Below are 18,054 nucleotides of genomic sequence, written 5' to 3' on the forward strand. Positions count from 1 at the left end.
ATCTGAACGAATCTGCTTGCTGTTTGTCATTTCTACGAAGGAGACTCAAGCAATAGCGAACAGACGAAGTAAATCTCCGTTAGAATTTCAACAAAGATTGATGCTTTTAGAAGCAGAGCTACTTGCGAAGACTTCTCCTTCGTCGAAATGACAATACTATCGCAATTTCAAGCAGCTTTTAATTCTTAATCTACTTATCTGCGTTGTTATCTCAATGCTTATAAAATTTCAAATCAATTAAGTCATTCTGAATGGGTTTAGGATTCCAGTTTTGATGAATTGCCAATGCAGCACCCAAAGCACTTGCCTGCGCCATTGATGCGGCATAAACTTCAATATCAGGGAAAGCTTCGGCTAATAAATTCATATAAATTGAATTTTTACTGAAACCTCCGTCTACAAAAATTTTCTTTACAGGACTGTTATGAATGACTAAGTTAGTTGAAAATACTTGTTGCTCTACCAAATCTAACATTAATTGATGATAGGCAATTTCATAGCTTTTAAATGTCTTCAGCTCTCTTTTTTGAAAAGGGCATTCTTTCAGTATATCAAAATTATACTTTTTAGGGTAAATAATCTGAAAATTTAAAGCTCTTAAATTAGATACAATGTTTTTATCAAAATAAACCTCTTTGTATGTATCGATCGGAACTTTAAAATATTCTGCTAATCTTTTGGTTTGTATTTCGTGTTCGTTTCCTGCAAAAAGTCTTGCGGCTTTTACAGGTTTTTCTGTGTATTGCAAATAGCACAAACAATCGTTTTGTAATTCCTCAAAAGTCAATTGTTTATTATTGAACGGATTTAAGGAAATACTCCACGTTCCTGTTGACAATAAAACAAAAGGCTCTGTAAAATTTATGGTATATGGAATTATAGCTGATGAACTATCGTGAAGTCCTGCTCCTACTGATAAACCATCTTTTGTTTTGATAACGTCTTTTCCGTAATGAAACTCAGGAATTTTAGGTGAAATGCCTTCGTTTTTTAACCATTTATGGTATTTCATTTTCTTGAAATTCCAAAGATTGGTATGACACCCCACACTTGTAATATCGGCGTAAGCTTCATTGGTTAAAAGAAAACTCAAGAATTGCGGAAGATGCAGACAGTATTCTACCTTTTCGAATAATTCTGGCCTTTCTTCTTTTAAACGATAAATCTGCATTCCTGAATTTAAACTTCCCAAAACTGGAGAAGCTGTTTTTACAGCAAATTTTTCTTTGCCTTTATATTTATGATAGAATTCGTTTTTTAAACCCTCTGGATAATCTTTTAGATAATTATACAGAGGAGTTAAAATTTTTCCTTCTTTATCAATGTAGACAAAACTAGCACCGTAGGTACTAAAATTGATAGCTTTTAATACATAATTGGTTAAGGCTTTTATTTCTTCTAAACGCTCAAAAATCCAATTTTTAAGCACTTCTATATTCTCGCACGGAAAACCGTCTTCGTCGACTGTTTCGTCCAGATTGACAGATTTCTCCCAAACGATTCTATAGTTTTCATCAAATAAGAATACTTTTTTGTTTGTTTTACCAATATCAAAAATTGCAACTACATTCATTTAATTAATTATAAATTGTGAATTATCAATTATAAATTATAAGCCTGTAGCTAATGTTTTTAATCCTCTTTCTCCAATTAGATTTTTTCTAACAGATAGGCTTCTGTACAATTCAACTGGATTTAAAGCGGCACCAGAACGGAAACGAGCCTCGGCAACTAATGCACGAACGTCTGTACGGAAAGCATTTTGAAGAATTTCCTGTGCCTTTACGACATCATTTTCTTCCTGTGCTTTTTCTAATGCTTTTCTGTCTACAGAAAGTGCTTGCGCATAAGCAATCATAATAGCTTCTACAGACTGCAATAAATCTTCTAACGGATCTTTGATGTTGTGCGATGCGTCGATCATCCAGCCAAGATCTTTGGCGTGGTTCATTCCTCTTGCATCCATTCCTTCAACTAATTCATTGAAAATCAAAAATAATTGATATGGTTTTAAAGCTCCTGCTGTTAAATCGTCGTCGCCGTATTTTGAATCGTTAAAGTGGAATCCGCCCAGTTTGTTTTCCATTAATAATAATGAAACAATCTGCTCGATGTTTGCATTTGGTAAATGATGTCCTAAATCGACTAATGTCTGCGCTTTATCGCCTAACTTTTTAACATACGAATAAGACTGTCCCCAATCAGCAACTGTCGTTGAATAAAAGTTAGGCTCAGCACATTTATATTCTAAAAATAATTTCCAGTTTGAAGGCAATGCATCGTAGATTTCTTCTAAACTTTCTAATGTATTTTGATACGCTTTACGAAAGTTCAACTGTCCAGGAAAATTAGAACCATCAGCAAGCCAAACTGTTAATGACTCAGATCCTAATTCGATTCCGTGTTTAATTACTTCAATATTATGAGCAATCGCTTGTTTACGAACTGCTTTATTTACGTTTTGCAACGAACCGTATTTATAAGTATGCTCTGCATCTGCCTGATCTTGAAATGTATTCGAGTTCATGGCATCGAACTTTAAATTGTGCTGTGCCGCAAGCGCTTTTATTGCTTTATAATCTTGTGGAATATCCCACGGAATATGAAGCGAAATAGCTCCTGAAGCATTGTTTAATTTATGAAGTAAACCAACATCTTCGATTTTTTCTTCGATTGAACGCGGTTCTCCCCCACCAGCAAAACGTCCAAATCTTGTTCCTCCTGTTCCTAAAGCCCAAGATGGAATTGCAATTTGAAAGTCGATTAACTTTTGAATAATGGCTTCTGTATTATCAATTTCTGATGCTGTAAAAATCAGTTTATTTTGGTGCTTTTTTAATAATTCCTCGTTATGAGATTCAATATTGTTTGATCCGATTATCATAATACTTATTATTTTAATAGAGATACAAGATATACAATTTAATTTTATTCGTGTGTTTTTAACACATAAAAATATAACCTTAAAAGTTCTCCCATCAAAACACCTAATTATGCATTAATGATGAATCATTTTTTCTATTTTAAAACTTAAGAAAAAACTATATTTCTATAGGTTAAAGCATTTTTTGAACTCGAAAATTATATAATCGTTCTCTGCGTTTAACTTTATTATTTTATGCTATTTAGTCTTCTTTATAAAAGTCTTATATCTAAAAAAATCTAACGTCCGAAATATCGAACGTTAGACCACAAAAAACCACTTTTGCTTAAACAAACTTATAAAAAAACCTAAACAATCTTTATCTATAAAAGCCCATTGCAACACCGCCGTCTACGTTTAAGGCATTCCCTGTTGATTTACCAAGTAAACCACCAACAAAAGCAAAACAAGCGTTTGCAATATCATCTGGCAATATGATTTCATTTAATAACGTACGTTTTGCATAATAAGCTGGAAGTTCTTCAACTGTAATTCCATATGCCTTTGCACGACCTTCTGCCCATCCGCCAGACCAAATATTTGAGTCTGAGATTACAGCATCAGGATTTACTGTGTTTACACGAATTTTATCAGCTCCTAATTCAGCAGCCATTAAACGTGTTAAATGTGCTTGTGCAGCTTTGGCAGAGCCATATCCTGGATTATTTGGACCAGCTACAACAGCATTTTTAGAAACAATATTTACAATATCACCTCCAAAACCTTGTTTACGCATTACTTCAATTCCGGCTTTAGAAACAATAAATTGTCCTTTTACCAAGATATCGTATAATCTATCCCATTCTTCAAGAGTATGCTCTGCAATAGATTTTGAAATACTGATTCCGGCATTGTTTACAATAATATCTACACCTCCAAAAGCTAAAGAAGCTTGATCTAAAGCTAATTCTGTACTAGCTTCATCTGTTACATTAAGTAATGTACTCGCAACCGCATCTTTTCCAAAAGCTTTAATAAACTCAGCTGTTGCCCCTTCTAAACGCTCTTGATTAATATCGTTGATTACTACACTTGCACCTTCCTGAGCAAATTTCTTAGCAATAGCTTTACCAATTCCGCCCGCAGAACCAGTAATAACAGCTACTCTGCCAGACAATGCTTTTGGTTTTGGCATACGTTGTAATTTTGCTTCTTCTAATAACCAATATTCAATATCAAAAGCTTCTTGGTGAGGCAGCGAAGTATATTCTGAAACAGCTTCTGCACCTTTCATTACATTTACTGCATTCACATAATATTCTGATGCCAAACGTGCCATCGTTTTATCTTTTGCAAAAGTGAACATACCAACTCCAGGATATAAAATCACAACTGGGTTTGGGTCACGCATTGCAGGAGAATTCGATTTCTTGCAGGCATTATAATAGTCTTTGTACATAGCACGGTAAGCTTCAAAAGCCGGGGCTAGTTTTGCTTTAACCGCATTTATATCTGATAAATCTTCATTTGGATCTAATTCTAAAACCAATGGACTGATTTTAGTTCTTAAGAAGTGATCCGGGCAAGAAGTTCCTAATGGAGCTAATTTTGAAAGATCATTTGAATTAATGAATTCCAAAACTCTTGCATCATCTGTATAATGACCAATCATTTGACGCTCTGACGAACAGAAACCTCTTAAAATCGGAGCAACTTTTGCGGCTTTCAATTTACGATCACCTTCTGGAAGGCTTTCGATTTTCTGACCTCCAAAAACGGGGCGTTTTTTACCATAATTATTTTCAAGGTATTCAGCACATTTTTCGATTACTTCCAATGTATTGATGTAACTTTCGTATGCAGTATCACCCCAAGTAAATAAACCATGAGACCCCAACATGATTCCTCTTAGTTTTTTACCTTTCTTTTCTGCTTCTTCTAAACAACTTCTTAATTGAAGTCCTAAATCGAAGCCCGGACGCTGCCATCCAACCCAGCCGATTTCTCCGTTAAATAATTCTTCTGTAATTTTTGCTCCGTCTTTTGCTGCTGCGATTGCAATTGCCGCATCTGGATGCAAGTGATCGATATGTTTAAATGGTAAAAAACCATGCAAAGGCGTATCGATAGACGGCGCTTTTGAAGCTAAATCGAAAATACAATGATTGAACAATTCTACCATTTCATCTTCAAACTCAATTCCTCTGTATACATTTTCAAGATTGCGAAGTCTGTCTAAATATAACGCCGCACAACCTGATTTTGTTAAAGTTCCAATATCACCTCCAGAACCTTTAATCCACATAACTTCAGAGCTTGCTCCAGTTAATGGATCTTTATCCGTAATTTTTACAGAAGTATTTCCTCCTCCGTAGTTTGTCAATCTTAAATCGGCTCCCAATAAGTTAGAGCGATAAATGAAAAGCGCTACTTCATCACCAGCTAGTTCTTGAGCTTTTGCCTCATCCCAAAGATAGCTAACATGCTTAAAATTCATATTTTTTGTATTTGTATTTGACATTGTTATCATATATTTTTTCAGTATTTATAAAGAGTTTCCAATTCCCACTAAAACAATCGAAAGCATAATTAATCCGATTCCCCAAAGGAATGTTCTAAATGTTTTTTTCGATACTCCAGTCCATTCTTTCAAATAGAATCCCCAGAAATTAGCCGTTAGAATAATAGTTGCCATGTGCAGAATCCATGAACTTGCACCGTTTCCTAATTTGCTTTCGCCCATTCCGTAAAAGAAAAACTGCAAAAACCACATAGTTCCAGCAAGTGCTGAGAAAAGCACATTTTTAGTAATTGGAGTAGATTTGTTGGTGTAATCACCAATGCTTTTGTTTTTGAAATTAAGATATAGACACCAAATAAAATTGGTAGTCAAACCTCCCCAAAGCAAAACAATATAAGTTACGTTGTTTTGAAATAAAGGATTACAGCCAAATTCAACTGCTTTTTCTGCCATCGGTTTTCCAGCTTCGATTCCGTAATTAAAGAATGAACTTAAAATACCAGAAATAACCGCTACAGTTAACCCTTTTGCTAAACTAAAATCTTTATCCTTATCTTCATGTCCAGTTGCAAAATCTTTTTCTTTCAGCATTCCGGCTTTTCCAGAAATAGCGATTCCTAAAAGGCAAACCGCAACGCCCAATAAAACCAATTGTCCGCCAGAACTTGCCAGCATATCCGAAAATGAAATTTTACCTGCTGTTGGGTATAAATCGTAATAGATAGAAGGAACTAATGCGCCAAACGCAGAACAAAATCCTAAGGTAATTGAATTTCCTAATGACATTCCAAGATAGCGAACGCCTAAACCGTATGTTAAACCTCCAACTCCCCAAACCAATCCCATTGAATAAGTAAAGGCTTTAATAGAAGGAGATGCTGCAACAATAATTTCTGTGAAATTTGGAATCGTTAAATAAGCCGCAATCGGCGGTACAATTAACCAAGAAAAGAAACCGCCCACAAGCCAGTAGCTTTCCCAAGCCCAATCTTTAACTTTTTTAAAAGGCATATAAAAACTACCTGAAGAAAATCCTCCGATAGAATGAAAAATAATTCCTAATAATGATTCCATTTAATAATTTGTTTTTTTGGTTAATTGTGATAGTTAATTTGGTTTTGTAAAATAATATAATGCTCGAAAGAAAACTGTCCTGTACTATCCTTTATGAATCTTGTAATTATGTTAAAACTGCTTATTATTTGCAAAGAACAATCCTTAAGTATTGGAAAAGTAAATTTAAAAACGCTATTTTAGCGATTGATTTCGTAATTATTATATCCTCAGTTCACTACCAAATTGTGAAAAACACTTAAATATAAAACAAGCCGTATTTAATTGCGCTTTTTTTGTAAGGAAAGTAATAAAATCAGTATGTAAAGCAGGTTTTAAAAACCATTTTTTTAATATTATAATTTAAAATTATGTTTCATTACCAAAATATGAAACTAGTTTGCAAAACATAATCATGATTAAATTAATTAAAATAGATGAAGATTCGAGGGTTCCAAAATACAAACAAATTGTAGACTCGATTTTACAGAATATTGCGAACGGAAATTTAAAAATAAATCAAAAAATCCCCTCTATAAACAGTTTTAGTGAAGAGTTTTATATGTCGCGCGATACCGTAGAAAAGGCATATAATATTCTGAAAGAGCGAAAAATTATTTCATCGATTAGAGGAAAAGGATACTACATTACCAGAACAAAACTAGAATCTAAAGTAAATATTCTGTTTTTATTTAATAAACTGAGTGCCTACAAAATGAAAACGTACAGCTCGTTTATTAATACACTTGGCGCTAATGCTCATACTGACCTTCATATTTATCATTGTGATGAAACATTGTTTTTGAATTTGTTAGACAAATTTGAAGGTGCTTATGATTATTATGTAATTACCACGCATTTTAAAACTGATGAATTAAAACATTTAAGTTTTACTGATGAAGTTGCAAAAGCAATTCAAAGAATTCCGCAGGAAAAGTTAGTTTTAATGGACAACATTAAACTAGGAATGGAAGGCGAAATTATTAAAATATATCAGGATTTTGAAAATGATATTTACAATGCTCTAAAAGAAGGTTTAGAAAAAATATCAAAATACAAAAAGCTGATTCTAGTTTATCCAGACAAAGCTGTTTATCCTTATCCAAGAAGAATCTTGCACGGATTTAGAAAATTCTGCGTGGAACACGAAATTAATTTTGAAGTTTTAAGTGAGGTTTACGATGATATGATTCTTAAAAAAGGAGATTTATTTATTACTATTGAAGAGTCTGATCTTGTAAACTTAATGAAGCAAATTCGTGACGAAGAGTTTATTCTAGGAGAAGAAATCGGCGTTATCTCTTATAACGATACTCCTCTGAAAGAATTATTGGGTATTACTGTAATGTCTACAGACTTTAATGTAATGGGCGAAACCGCTGCACGAATGATTTTAAATAAAGAAAAAGGACAAGTAAAAGTGCCTTTTAATTTTATTGATCGAAATTCTATTTAGAAGGTTCAAAGGTTCAGAGAAGCAAAGGTTCAAAGGTTTTCTTTTTGAAAACTTAAGTTTTTTTTTTGTCTCTTTCTAACAAAACATATACTTTTCAAAACAATATTTATACTTTAAAATTACCTCCAAACTTAGCTGGAGGTAATTTTAAGACTGTTTAAAATAAATAATAAGATTTTCACTGCTCTCTGTTTTTTTTTGATTTGAACAACTTAAAATCAAATCTAAAATCACAATAAAAAATTCTAATACTTTTTTATTTCAATTTACTTAATGCTTTAGAGTTTCTAAGAAGAAAAACATATTGAAAATAATCTGTTGTAAACGAACCTTCTTGAGGAACAATGTTCTCTCCAAAAACTCTTGATTTTATGTTTATTAGATTTTGTGATTTAAGATAAGGCGAATTTTGAGCATTAAGCTTGAAAAGAGTAATTGCATTAGGTTTGCTTAATTCTTTTAAATCATTAATTCCTTTTACAAGCATTAAAGGTCCATCTGCATTGATCCAATCTATCCTCTCGTTTTCTGGTGTTGGAAGTTGCGGGTTTTTAGGAAGATACATTTCGCTGTCTATAGTATAACTAACCATACTTGTTGTTTTAATTCCAGCCTCTTTTAATTGTGTGGCAAATGTTTCTTTTCCTCCCTCAGATTTCTTTTGTATAGTATGAAAATATCCAAAAAGACCGTAAAACTTTTCATTCTCGATATTCATTTTTTTAATTGAATTCTTAAAATTCGCGATCATAGCTAAATCTCTCGAACCTTTTGAAGTATCATCAAAATTCTTATCTATTCCGATCACAGTAATCTTTGAAGAATCAGATAATTTTTGATTGTAATCATAAACAGCATTCCATTTATCAAATAGTTCCTGACTTGATTGCTGAGGAATTCTTTTAGCTATATTTAAAACAACATCTTTTAGTACTGCTTCGTCTTTACTGTTTTTTAATAAAAAGCTGTTTAGCTTTTTAGCTGTTAAACTATCCATTTCGGCAATATAATACTTGATTCCAGCTTTTTTATTCAGGAAAAATAACATCTCCTTATCTAGAGTTTGATTATCTGCATAACCGTGAATTTCTCCTAAAAGAAAAACTTTTGATTTATAAAAATTGTCATCAAATAATTTCTCGTCGATTGACTGTGTTATCTCAACTTGATTTTTTGCTAAATAATCAATATTTTCTTGGTTTGTAGAACCTATAAATATTTTATTACTGATGTAAAAATAGATTAGGGAAATTAAACAAATACTTAAAAGAGAAATAAATGCGATTTTAAAAAATTTTAAAGTTTTCTTCATGGTTATAGAGTTATATTATTTTGCTTCAAAAGTATTTTAAGCTGAGTAAATAATAAATTTTTATGTACTGAACTGTATTTTTTTAATGACGAATTGTATTTTATTGTAAAAAACACCCCTTCTTTTTCACTTTAAAACAAACATTCGTTTCTAAGTAATTTTGTCATTAAGTTTTAATTTAGAAGCAACGTCTTAAAACTAATTTTAATTACATTTATCCTGTTAAAATAAAAATACAATACCATCGTTTTCAGTATTAATTTTCAAACCTAACTAAAAAAAAACTAAAACTTAAATGAACTATTTTCTTCGACTAACGTGTGTCTTATTTGTTCTATTTCTTTCTTCCTGTCATTCTTTTGCGCAACAAAAAGATAATTATTCTGCTAAAATTGACAGCTTAATTAAAGTCACAAGTCCTAGATCATTTAATGGAGTCGTTTATATACAGCAAAACGGAAAAACAAAATACTCAAAAGCTTTCGGTTATAGTAATTTCAATACAAAGGAACCTCTTAAAATTTCTGATAGATTCTCGACCATGTCAATTGCCAAACAAGTTACAGCAGTACTTGTTTTAACTGAAGTCGAAAAAGGAACAATCGATTTACAGCATACTGTTCGAAACTATTTACCTAATTTTAAATACAGTTGGGCAGACTCTGTTACTGTACACCAATTGCTTAATAATACATCGGGAATTAGCAGCGAAAGCCTTGATAAACCTTTGAAATTTTCTCCGGGAAGTAATTTTAGTTATTCTAATCCCGGTTATTCTCTTTTGGGTGAAATTCTCGAAAAACAAAGCAAAAAAAGCTATCAACAATTAGTAACAGCATTGTTTAAAAAATGCGGTATGAACAATAGTTCTTACCCTTCGGAAAGTGCTCAAAAAACTTTAACAAAAGGGCATACTGTAAAAATTGATGGAACATTTAGAGTAAATGAAAAAATTAATTTTGAACCATCTCTATATTTTGGTTCCAATTTAATTGTAACAGCACCAGATTTAGCAAAATGGAATGAAAAATTACATAATGGTAAACTGCTAAAAAGTGAGACTTATAAATTAATGACAAGTTACTCTATTACAAACACGCATATTCTTTTTAGCGACAAACCAATTGGTTATGGCTATGGATTACGAATTAATGATAAAGCAGCCATTAAAGAAATTGGACATACTGGTTTTCATCCTAGTGAAGGTTTTACTGCGGTTAATTTGTATTATCCAGCAAGTAACACCAGTGTAATCGTAATGGAAAATCAAGCAAATGAAAACTTTGATATTGCGTACTATTTTGAACAGCAGATACGAAGAATTGTTTTGAAATCTAATCTTTTAAAATGAAGAAGCTGCTATTTATAGTGAGTTTGGTTCTTTTCTCGGTACCTATTTTTGCTCAAACTATTTACTCTAAAGCATACGGAAACAGTAAAAATCCTGCTGTTATTTTTATTCACGGCGGACCAAGCGGCAACTCTAACCTTTTTGAAGGAACAACTGCCAAAACTCTAGCTAATAAAGGTTTTTATGTTATTGTTTATGATCGACGCGGCGAAGGAAGATCTAAAGATGAAAATGCTGTAATGACTTTTGATGAAAGTTTTAACGATTTAAATCAAATTTACAAGACTTACAACATAAGCAAAGCCAATATTCTTGCTCATAGTTTTGGAGGAATCGCTGCTACTTTGTATACGGCTAAATTTCCAAAAAAAGTTAGTTCATTAGTTCTTGCTGGAGCTTTGTTCTCACAACAGGAAACTTACGATCATATTCTAAAAAATGCTGTTGCATATTTTAAAAATGACACTTCTAAACTTTCTCAAATCAAGAAGATTGAAAACCTGAACAAAAGCACCGCAGAATATCGAAAGGGATGTTATGACATAGCAAGTGAAATGAATTATTTCGTAATGCCAAAACCTACAAAAGAAAGTACAGCATTAAGAAATCAATATGAAAAAAGTATCTTCTATAAAACTGCTGTTAAAAATGCAGAATCGCCTATCAAGTTTTACAAAAATGAATCAAAAAAGAACATCGACACCAAATCGATACTTCGAGAAATAAAAGCTGAAAAGATTCCTGTTTATGCCATTTATGGTAAAAACGACGGCATATTTTCAGAGAAACAATTAGCAGATATGCAGCAAATTACTGATAAAAATAATTTCAAAATACTGAATAACTGTTCCCATTATTTATTTGTAGATCAACAAAATGATTTTATAAATTTTGTATCAAACAAATTGAAGCACAAAGGCTGATATTTTCACTGTTAAATAAATTAAAACCAGAGTTCCTTTTAATCGAGAAACTAATCTAAAAAATAAAGAATCGCAGTGTTTACAAAAGTATACTCTGCGATTCTTTTTATTTATATCTCATTTTCTACTGCTAAAAATGAGACTTAATCTCTAGTTCACAAGTATTTTTTATTACTCATAGGACTTTTTTTGTTATGAAGTAAATCGTCAGCAATTTGAATCATTCCGCTGTTGTTTGAACCTCCCCAAAGCTGTCTTCCAAATATATAGCTTTTGGTATATTCTTCCCAAGTGACACAATAGCTCTTTAGACTTTTATATGATTTTTGAAGATATTCTTTCAATTCGGCTTCAGAAAGATAACCAGCTTCATAACAGCAACGTGCTAAAAAAGCTCCTCTTCCATAATTCCAAGCAGCATCTTTTGTTCTTTTTATCTGTACAAAATCTTTAATTACATTTTGCTCTATTAACTCAGGAACAACATTATTTAGATTTCTGTATATCTCTAAATATCTTTTAAAAATTTCTTCTTCGCGAGGTAAATTCGATTTTAAAATAGAAACATAATCTTCTTTATTCTCAAAAGCATCATACACAACATCTATATATTGGTCCTGATTTCTTTCCTGCAAATCTAAAAGTATTTCGATGGCACCATCTTTATCAAATATAGTCCAGTAATCCTCCAAAATTGTTTTTAAAACGCTTTTACTAAGTCCTGTTTCATAAGAGTTAAGATAGGCAGATTGCTGTTCAGCATACATTGAACTAATTAATAAATAATCTAATTGCTGACCAACGACTACATTTTTATCGTTTAATCGTATACTTTTAAACGCATTAAAAATCTTTGAAAGAAAAACCATTTCTATTTATTTTTATTGCAGATTAGGAAACTTGCTTTGTAATACTTTTACAAAATTCTCTCCTACTACCTGATATTTTGCTCTTGTTAAGAACTGTTTATTTACATTTAAAATATCTGCTGGATCTGGCGTATAATGCAATCTGTCATGAATTTCAAGTGACAAAGGATTACCATCTATATTAAATGTAATGATGTGTACTTTTGGCAAGTATTCTTCAGCCGATTTTGCGTATACACCAAACTGTGATTTTAAAATTCCACCATCTCTAAGTTTTGCTTCTTCAATTCGGAAATTATCAAAAACAATGTGCTCGTCTAACTCTCCAACAGTATCAGTACTGAAAAAGTGTAAATCATTACCGCTCAATACCCAAAAACATTCTGTTTCTATTCTTTGCAGTTTAACTCCTACTGCCGAAAGAGCAACATTTTTTAGGCCATCGCTTACAATTTCCTGAACTTTCTCAGCTTTAGTTTGCGGCACAGATGCCGACGTATAAGCATCTATTGTTTTTCCTTTCATCCATTCTTTTAGTTGTGGAAAATCTTGTTTTAGAACCTCTTCTTTATGAAGATCATACTTTGTTCTTTCAACATCTAAGTCAATTTCTTTTTTTACCGAAGCATGTTTTTTATTCATGTATACCATAAAAATGATACCGGCAATTACTAAAACAACGGGAATTAAAAATAGTGGATTCATAATTTAATTAAATTTATTTAAAGGTTAAGTGGTTTGACATCTTTCTTTTTTTCTTTTCCAAACAAGCCGTAAAAAATCAAGCATAGCAGAAGAAATAGAATTATCTTTCCGCCATACTGCGTATAAAATCCAAGTTTTAACAACTCGACTTTGTCTAATTTATTTGTAGTGATTATTTTTTCAAGCTGTTCATTCGACAACTCATAATATCGGTAAGAATCTGACTTTGTTAATACCAGTTTTGGTTCTTGAGTAATCCAAACGGGTATCCATGCGATATTGTATTCCTGATGAAGTCTGCCAAGATCTAAATGTACATTTGATTCTTCTTTTGAAAGATATTCATCTGTATTAGGCAAGTCTGAGACAATTTCGATTTTATCAATTTTTCCAATTGGTATTTTTACTTTGGCGGAAGCTAAATTGAAAGAAAATAAACTAATAATTACTAATAAGAAAATCTTTTTTATATCATTCATAATTTTCAATCGTCTCAATTTAATCAGGATTATTTTAAATTAGTCTATATTTTAATACAATACAAAAAATAAAATCTGCGAGTATTGTAAAAAAAAAGACCTCTTGGAAAGTTCTATTCAAATATATGTCATTTTTCTTACACCAAACAACAATAAAATTAAACTTTTAACTTTTTTACTAGAATAACCTTATTTTAAAGACCTGATTGTTATTTTATTTTAAATGTTATTTTAACATTTTACAAAATATTAGAATGTCTGTCTCCCTTAATTATCTTGGATTTTAACCAATACAATATTTGGTTTTGGAGCCGGTTCCATAGCTGCTCCCATATAAAAACTAGTATGCGGCGGCTGATTATAACCTACATTCTGCCAAGCGATGCTTAATCGATATTGCGGATCATGCATTAAGGTATATTGTCGCACATTAGTTGGAATTGTCGTCGAATAAATTCTAAGTTCTTTATTATCCTCCGATCTCAAAATCAATTCTTCACGCCAGTCGCCTAGAATATCTGCAGAAAGTGCTGGTGTCGATTTTGTGCCGTTGTTTGAAACTGCACCTTCTGCAGTAAACAACCTTCCAAAATTATATTTATCGATATAATTTGAATTTAAAAGTTCTCTTGAAGTATCTCCGTCCCAATAAATTAAAAAGTTAGTTGAGCTTGGTGCTTTTCCAATGTTATTTCCTTTCATATCATGCAAATATGGCGAACCTGACCACCAGCACTGCGCCCCTTTTCGAGTTGGGTCAATATTATCTGCAACACCTCGTCCTACATCTTCATTAAGAGAACCTGTAAATAATACTTTTCCATCTTTAGCCGAAAATAAAGTAACACCCGGCCCTGTTGTTCCGTTTTCAATTTCGTGAATTCCAAAAACTTCTAAGCCCGGAATATCCAAATCAAGATCAGAAACATGAATCGCATCTCCGTGTCTAAAACCCGTTGTATACAAACCCTCTCCGTTGTCATCAACACACATCGATCCGTAGATTATTTCATCTTTTCCATCATTGTCAACATCAGCAACTGTAAGGTTATGATTCCCCATTCCCGAATATGGATTTTCAGCATCTTTACTATCAAAAGTCCATCTTGACGTTAATATTTTATTTTTAAAATCCCAAGCAGCCAAAACCGTTCTGCCATAATAACCACGGCACATTACAACACTCGGATGAATTCCGTCGAGATAAGCAATACAAGCAATAAAACGATCCATTCGATTTCCTTTTGTATCATTGCCCCCGCTTCCTCCTCTTCCGCCCCAGCCAGCCAAATCACCTCGCTGTGGAATATAATCTACTGTTGTAACCAACTTTCCTGTTTTACCATCAAAAACCGAAAGATATTCAGGTCCTTTTAAAATCTTGCCATAAGTTTTAGAATCAGGATCACGGTCAACCCAATCTTTTGAAGCATCTCCAACCACATTTCCTTGGCTGTCAGTTGTTCCATCTGCAGTTTTACAAACCAATTCCGCTATACCGTCACCATCTAAATCATACACCATAAACTGCGTATAATGTGCGCCTTCGCGAATGTTCTTTCCAAGATTAATCTGCCACAAAAATATTCCGTCTAAAGTATACGCCTGAAATATTGGTGGATCTGTAATTCCCGTTTGAGAATTATCATGTCCCTTTCCTGTCATGTGCACAATCAAATCGTATTTTCCGTCTCCATTTAAATCACCTACCGAAACATCATTTGTCGCATATCCTTCAATTTCTCTTAATTTAATAGATAAATATTGTTTAGCAGAAGCATTTGCTGGAATTGTAAAACTCCCCAAAACTTCAGATTCCTTTCCTTTTAAAACTGTTTTTACAAACCAAGTATTTTCTTCTTTAGAATTCGCTTTAGTATCAACAAAATTGGTCGCGCCTGTAATAGGCTTTTCATTTAATAAAACGGCTTTTTTGGCACCGCTTTTTCGATAAAGATTAAAAGCCAGATCATCAGAATCTGTTCCTAAAACCCGCCAGCTCACAAAAAAATGTCCTTTATCTTTGATGGCGATAATACCACGGTCTAGACTTTCCATTTGTCTTTGCGAAAAAACAGAAACCGATAAAAGCAATACTATTAGAAGACTTATTTTTTTCATGATTGTTATTTGAATTGTAATGAATAGCGGCTGTTTTTCTCTTACGCCATCATATATCATTTCGACGAAGGAGACTTGAGCGATAGCAAACTGGCGAAGCAAATCTCCGTTAGCGGCTCGACAAAGATTGGTTATTTACTTTATAGAGTTTCTTGCGGAGATTTCTCCTTCGTCGAAATGACAAACTGAACTTGAAAATAAAAACTTAGTCCCTTAGCATCGTAGAAACTTAGACCCTCAAAAATCAAAACATCTTTTTAAATCCTTCGCTCTTAACCTTCCAAGTTCCATCTTTTGGGAAGCCCGGATTATCTCCTTCTGATCCGTCCCAGCCAGCACACATCATGGCAACAGCTGTTAGAATTCCACCGTTACCCGGAAGATAAAGCGTTAGTCGTTCCGCCTGATAATTATGTCCGTTTTTTAAATACGTATTCGTTGTTACTTTCATAAAAAGAGCATCAATGGCTTTATCGGGCATATTTAAACGTGCTGCCGACATCGCCGTCATCGGAAAATCCCAACCCCAGGTTTTATCCCAAGACCAAGTTTTCCAAACCAGATCAAAGGTATTTTTCATGATTTTTTTATCTAAAAGAGACGTTTCAGGAAGCATTCCAAATGTTCCTAAAACCGATGGATGATCTGTTTTAAATTCTGGATTAGTATAGGAATCTGTCGCGCTTTCTGTTGCCAGATACACATTGTCTGCAACAGGAAGTTTTGACAATTTAGCCAAAACCGTTTCCCATTTTTCGGGCACTTTTTGGTTTAGTTTTTTCTTCCATTCAATTGCTGTTTTCAAAGCCCAGTTCCAGTACGCCAATTCATACGTTGGATTAAAAGTTTCCATTGCTTTAAAACGTTCCTGAGCCGGAATCACGCCCGGTCCTAAAACATAACGATCTGTTTTTGAATCATAATTAGCAAACGAAGCCATAAAATCAGCCGTTGCAAAAACACGCTCGCTGTATAAATTTAAAGTTGAAGTTGTTGGTTTTGCTCTGTAAATCAATTCAGCATAAGTAATAAAATGCGGCTGCTGCCAAATTAAAAATGAACCTACAGACGACGGACTTTCGTTCCCGTCTGCATCAACCATTTTCTGCCATCTTGCTCCTTCAAAACCCTGTCTTTTGGCAATATTTTTGGCTTTATCAAAAACCTTTTGATACCACGGAAGACTCTTTTCTAACAGTTCTGGCCTGTTCCAAAGCGCAAAATGAACGCCGTGCCACCAGTGCATTTCTAAATGCGGTTTTCCGTACCAGCTGTTATACGTTAAACCCGTTTCTTGAGGCGGTACTTTTCCAGTGCATTGAAGTTTCGTAAGATATTGTGATAAAATAATTCTGCGTTCCAATTCATTAGCACGAGGATCTGTACTGCCTGAAAAATCAACTGCAGCACCACTGTTCCAAAATTTCTCCCAGCCTTTTATACTGCTGTTTTGAATATCAGCAAAAGAGGAATTTTTAACCGATTTTTTTTCTGCTAAAGCAAAAAGACAACTTAATTCTAATGTATTAGTATTCAAAGCTTCAACAACAAAATAATGATCTGAAGTTTGTTTTATCTGAGCATTTCCTTTCCAATTTAAATTTACATTGTACGAAATACTATCCATTACATGAGTAACAACAGCTTCTGTTTTTGATTTTGCTGTAAGTGTGCTTTTATAATCCTGTTTTCCTTCCCATTTTGTTCCCATATCTGCCCAATCGCCTGTTGGAAATGGAATTCGCAAACTTATCTTTAAACGTTTTTGCTGCAATAAATCAGATTTTACTTTTACGCCTATTTCATCTTTCTCTTGATGTGAAGCTGTTAAAACCGTTACAGGAGTTCCTTCAATTTCAAAATAACTTTCTATTTCTCCTGTCCACACATTTAGTCTTTGCGAAATGGCTTTTACATCAGATGGCTTTACCAGACTTCCATCTTTCTTCGTAATTTCAAAACCTAAATTTCCCAGCTGCAATAAATGCGGATTCTGTCTGAACCAGTTTACTGCTTCTACTTTTCGTTTTGGTTCTTTAATCTGAACCGTATATGAAATGTCTCTTCCGTATTGTTTGTAATCTCTTAAAGTCTCCGAAAATTTATAATTATTAGTGTTTTTATAACTGTCCCAGCCCCACTCCGATTGTGTTCCAAGCGGAATTCCGTTTTGATATTCTTTCGGAAAAGTCTGCAGTCCGGTTGCATCAACCGTAAAAGCAAAAGCACCATTACCAACAGTTAAAGATGCAAGAGTATCAATAGCCGAAATTTGAACATTATGCCTTGTTACCAAAACCTTTCGGTCGATTTTCTGTGCAAAAAGCGAAACCGAAAATAAGAATACACTTAAGAGTCGATAGTTTTTCATGTGGTTATTTTGTTTTGATAGTTTTTTTGA

Annotated in this window: 13 protein-coding genes; 3 read left to right on the forward strand and 10 right to left on the reverse strand. The window is 33.1% G+C overall.

Features of this window, described 5'->3' with window-relative positions:
* Positions 1-211: 211 nt before the first annotated feature.
* The 4 genes from ACHRVL_RS11780 to rhaT all read right to left on the reverse strand — a co-directional run bounded on the left by ACHRVL_RS11780 (position 212) and on the right by rhaT (position 6,458).
* Positions 212-1,573, reverse strand: coding sequence for an FGGY-family carbohydrate kinase (locus ACHRVL_RS11780; RefSeq protein ID WP_395412942.1), 1,362 nt, complete (start codon positions 1,571-1,573; stop codon positions 212-214).
* A gap of 36 nt (positions 1,574-1,609) precedes the next feature.
* Positions 1,610-2,884 carry a TIM barrel protein gene (locus ACHRVL_RS11785; RefSeq protein WP_395412944.1) on the reverse strand — a complete coding sequence of 425 codons (1,275 nt, stop codon included), beginning with the start codon at positions 2,882-2,884 and terminating at the stop codon, positions 1,610-1,612.
* A gap of 358 nt (positions 2,885-3,242) precedes the next feature.
* On the reverse strand, positions 3,243-5,384 hold the full coding sequence (locus tag ACHRVL_RS11790) for a bifunctional aldolase/short-chain dehydrogenase (protein ID WP_395412946.1): 2,142 nt from the start codon (positions 5,382-5,384) through the stop codon (positions 3,243-3,245).
* A 24-nt stretch (positions 5,385-5,408) separates the two neighbouring features.
* Positions 5,409-6,458, reverse strand: a complete 1,050-nt coding sequence (rhaT, locus tag ACHRVL_RS11795) for an L-rhamnose/proton symporter RhaT (RefSeq protein WP_395412949.1) — start codon at positions 6,456-6,458, stop codon at positions 5,409-5,411.
* 394 nt (positions 6,459-6,852) lie between these two features.
* Between rhaT and ACHRVL_RS11800 the strand changes: the two genes are divergently transcribed.
* Entirely contained in the window at positions 6,853-7,893 is a 1,041-nt protein-coding gene (locus ACHRVL_RS11800) for a GntR family transcriptional regulator (RefSeq protein ID WP_089054749.1), read from the forward strand.
* 256 nt (positions 7,894-8,149) lie between these two features.
* On the opposite strand, the gene ACHRVL_RS11805 is transcribed toward ACHRVL_RS11800, so the two are convergent.
* Positions 8,150-9,205, reverse strand: a complete 1,056-nt coding sequence (locus tag ACHRVL_RS11805; protein WP_395412951.1) for a hypothetical protein — start codon at positions 9,203-9,205, stop codon at positions 8,150-8,152.
* A 295-nt stretch (positions 9,206-9,500) separates the two neighbouring features.
* Between ACHRVL_RS11805 and ACHRVL_RS11810 the strand changes: the two genes are divergently transcribed.
* Both ACHRVL_RS11810 and ACHRVL_RS11815 read left to right on the forward strand, forming a co-directional pair.
* Positions 9,501-10,556, forward strand: a complete 1,056-nt coding sequence (locus tag ACHRVL_RS11810) for a serine hydrolase domain-containing protein (RefSeq protein WP_395412953.1) — start codon at positions 9,501-9,503, stop codon at positions 10,554-10,556.
* Positions 10,553-11,479 carry an alpha/beta hydrolase gene (locus tag ACHRVL_RS11815; protein ID WP_395412954.1) on the forward strand — a complete coding sequence of 309 codons (927 nt, stop codon included), beginning with the start codon at positions 10,553-10,555 and terminating at the stop codon, positions 11,477-11,479. Before ACHRVL_RS11810 ends, ACHRVL_RS11815 begins: the two co-directional genes overlap by 4 nt.
* Before the next feature lie 155 nt (positions 11,480-11,634).
* On the opposite strand, the gene ACHRVL_RS11820 is transcribed toward ACHRVL_RS11815, so the two are convergent.
* The 5 genes from ACHRVL_RS11820 to ACHRVL_RS11840 all read right to left on the reverse strand — a co-directional run bounded on the left by ACHRVL_RS11820 (position 11,635) and on the right by ACHRVL_RS11840 (position 18,024).
* The gene (locus ACHRVL_RS11820) at positions 11,635-12,348 is read right to left on the reverse strand and encodes a DUF1266 domain-containing protein (RefSeq protein WP_395412956.1); all 714 of its coding nucleotides are present in this window, start codon (positions 12,346-12,348) and stop codon (positions 11,635-11,637) included.
* Between the two features lie 12 nt (positions 12,349-12,360).
* A complete protein-coding gene (locus ACHRVL_RS11825; RefSeq protein ID WP_395412958.1) occupies positions 12,361-13,053 on the reverse strand; it encodes a hypothetical protein in 693 nt (230 codons plus the stop codon).
* Between the two features lie 17 nt (positions 13,054-13,070).
* On the reverse strand, positions 13,071-13,532 hold the full coding sequence (locus ACHRVL_RS11830) for a hypothetical protein (protein WP_395412961.1): 462 nt from the start codon (positions 13,530-13,532) through the stop codon (positions 13,071-13,073).
* Positions 13,533-13,799: 267 nt separating this feature from the next.
* Positions 13,800-15,653 carry a rhamnogalacturonan lyase gene (locus tag ACHRVL_RS11835; protein WP_395412963.1) on the reverse strand — a complete coding sequence of 618 codons (1,854 nt, stop codon included), beginning with the start codon at positions 15,651-15,653 and terminating at the stop codon, positions 13,800-13,802.
* Positions 15,654-15,897: 244 nt separating this feature from the next.
* A complete protein-coding gene (locus tag ACHRVL_RS11840; protein WP_395412966.1) occupies positions 15,898-18,024 on the reverse strand; it encodes a hypothetical protein in 2,127 nt (708 codons plus the stop codon).
* Positions 18,025-18,054 lie beyond the last annotated feature (30 nt).

It is taken from the genome of Flavobacterium sp. FlaQc-28 (assembly GCF_044007415.1).
Taxonomy (GTDB): Bacteria; Bacteroidota; Bacteroidia; order Flavobacteriales; family Flavobacteriaceae; genus Flavobacterium.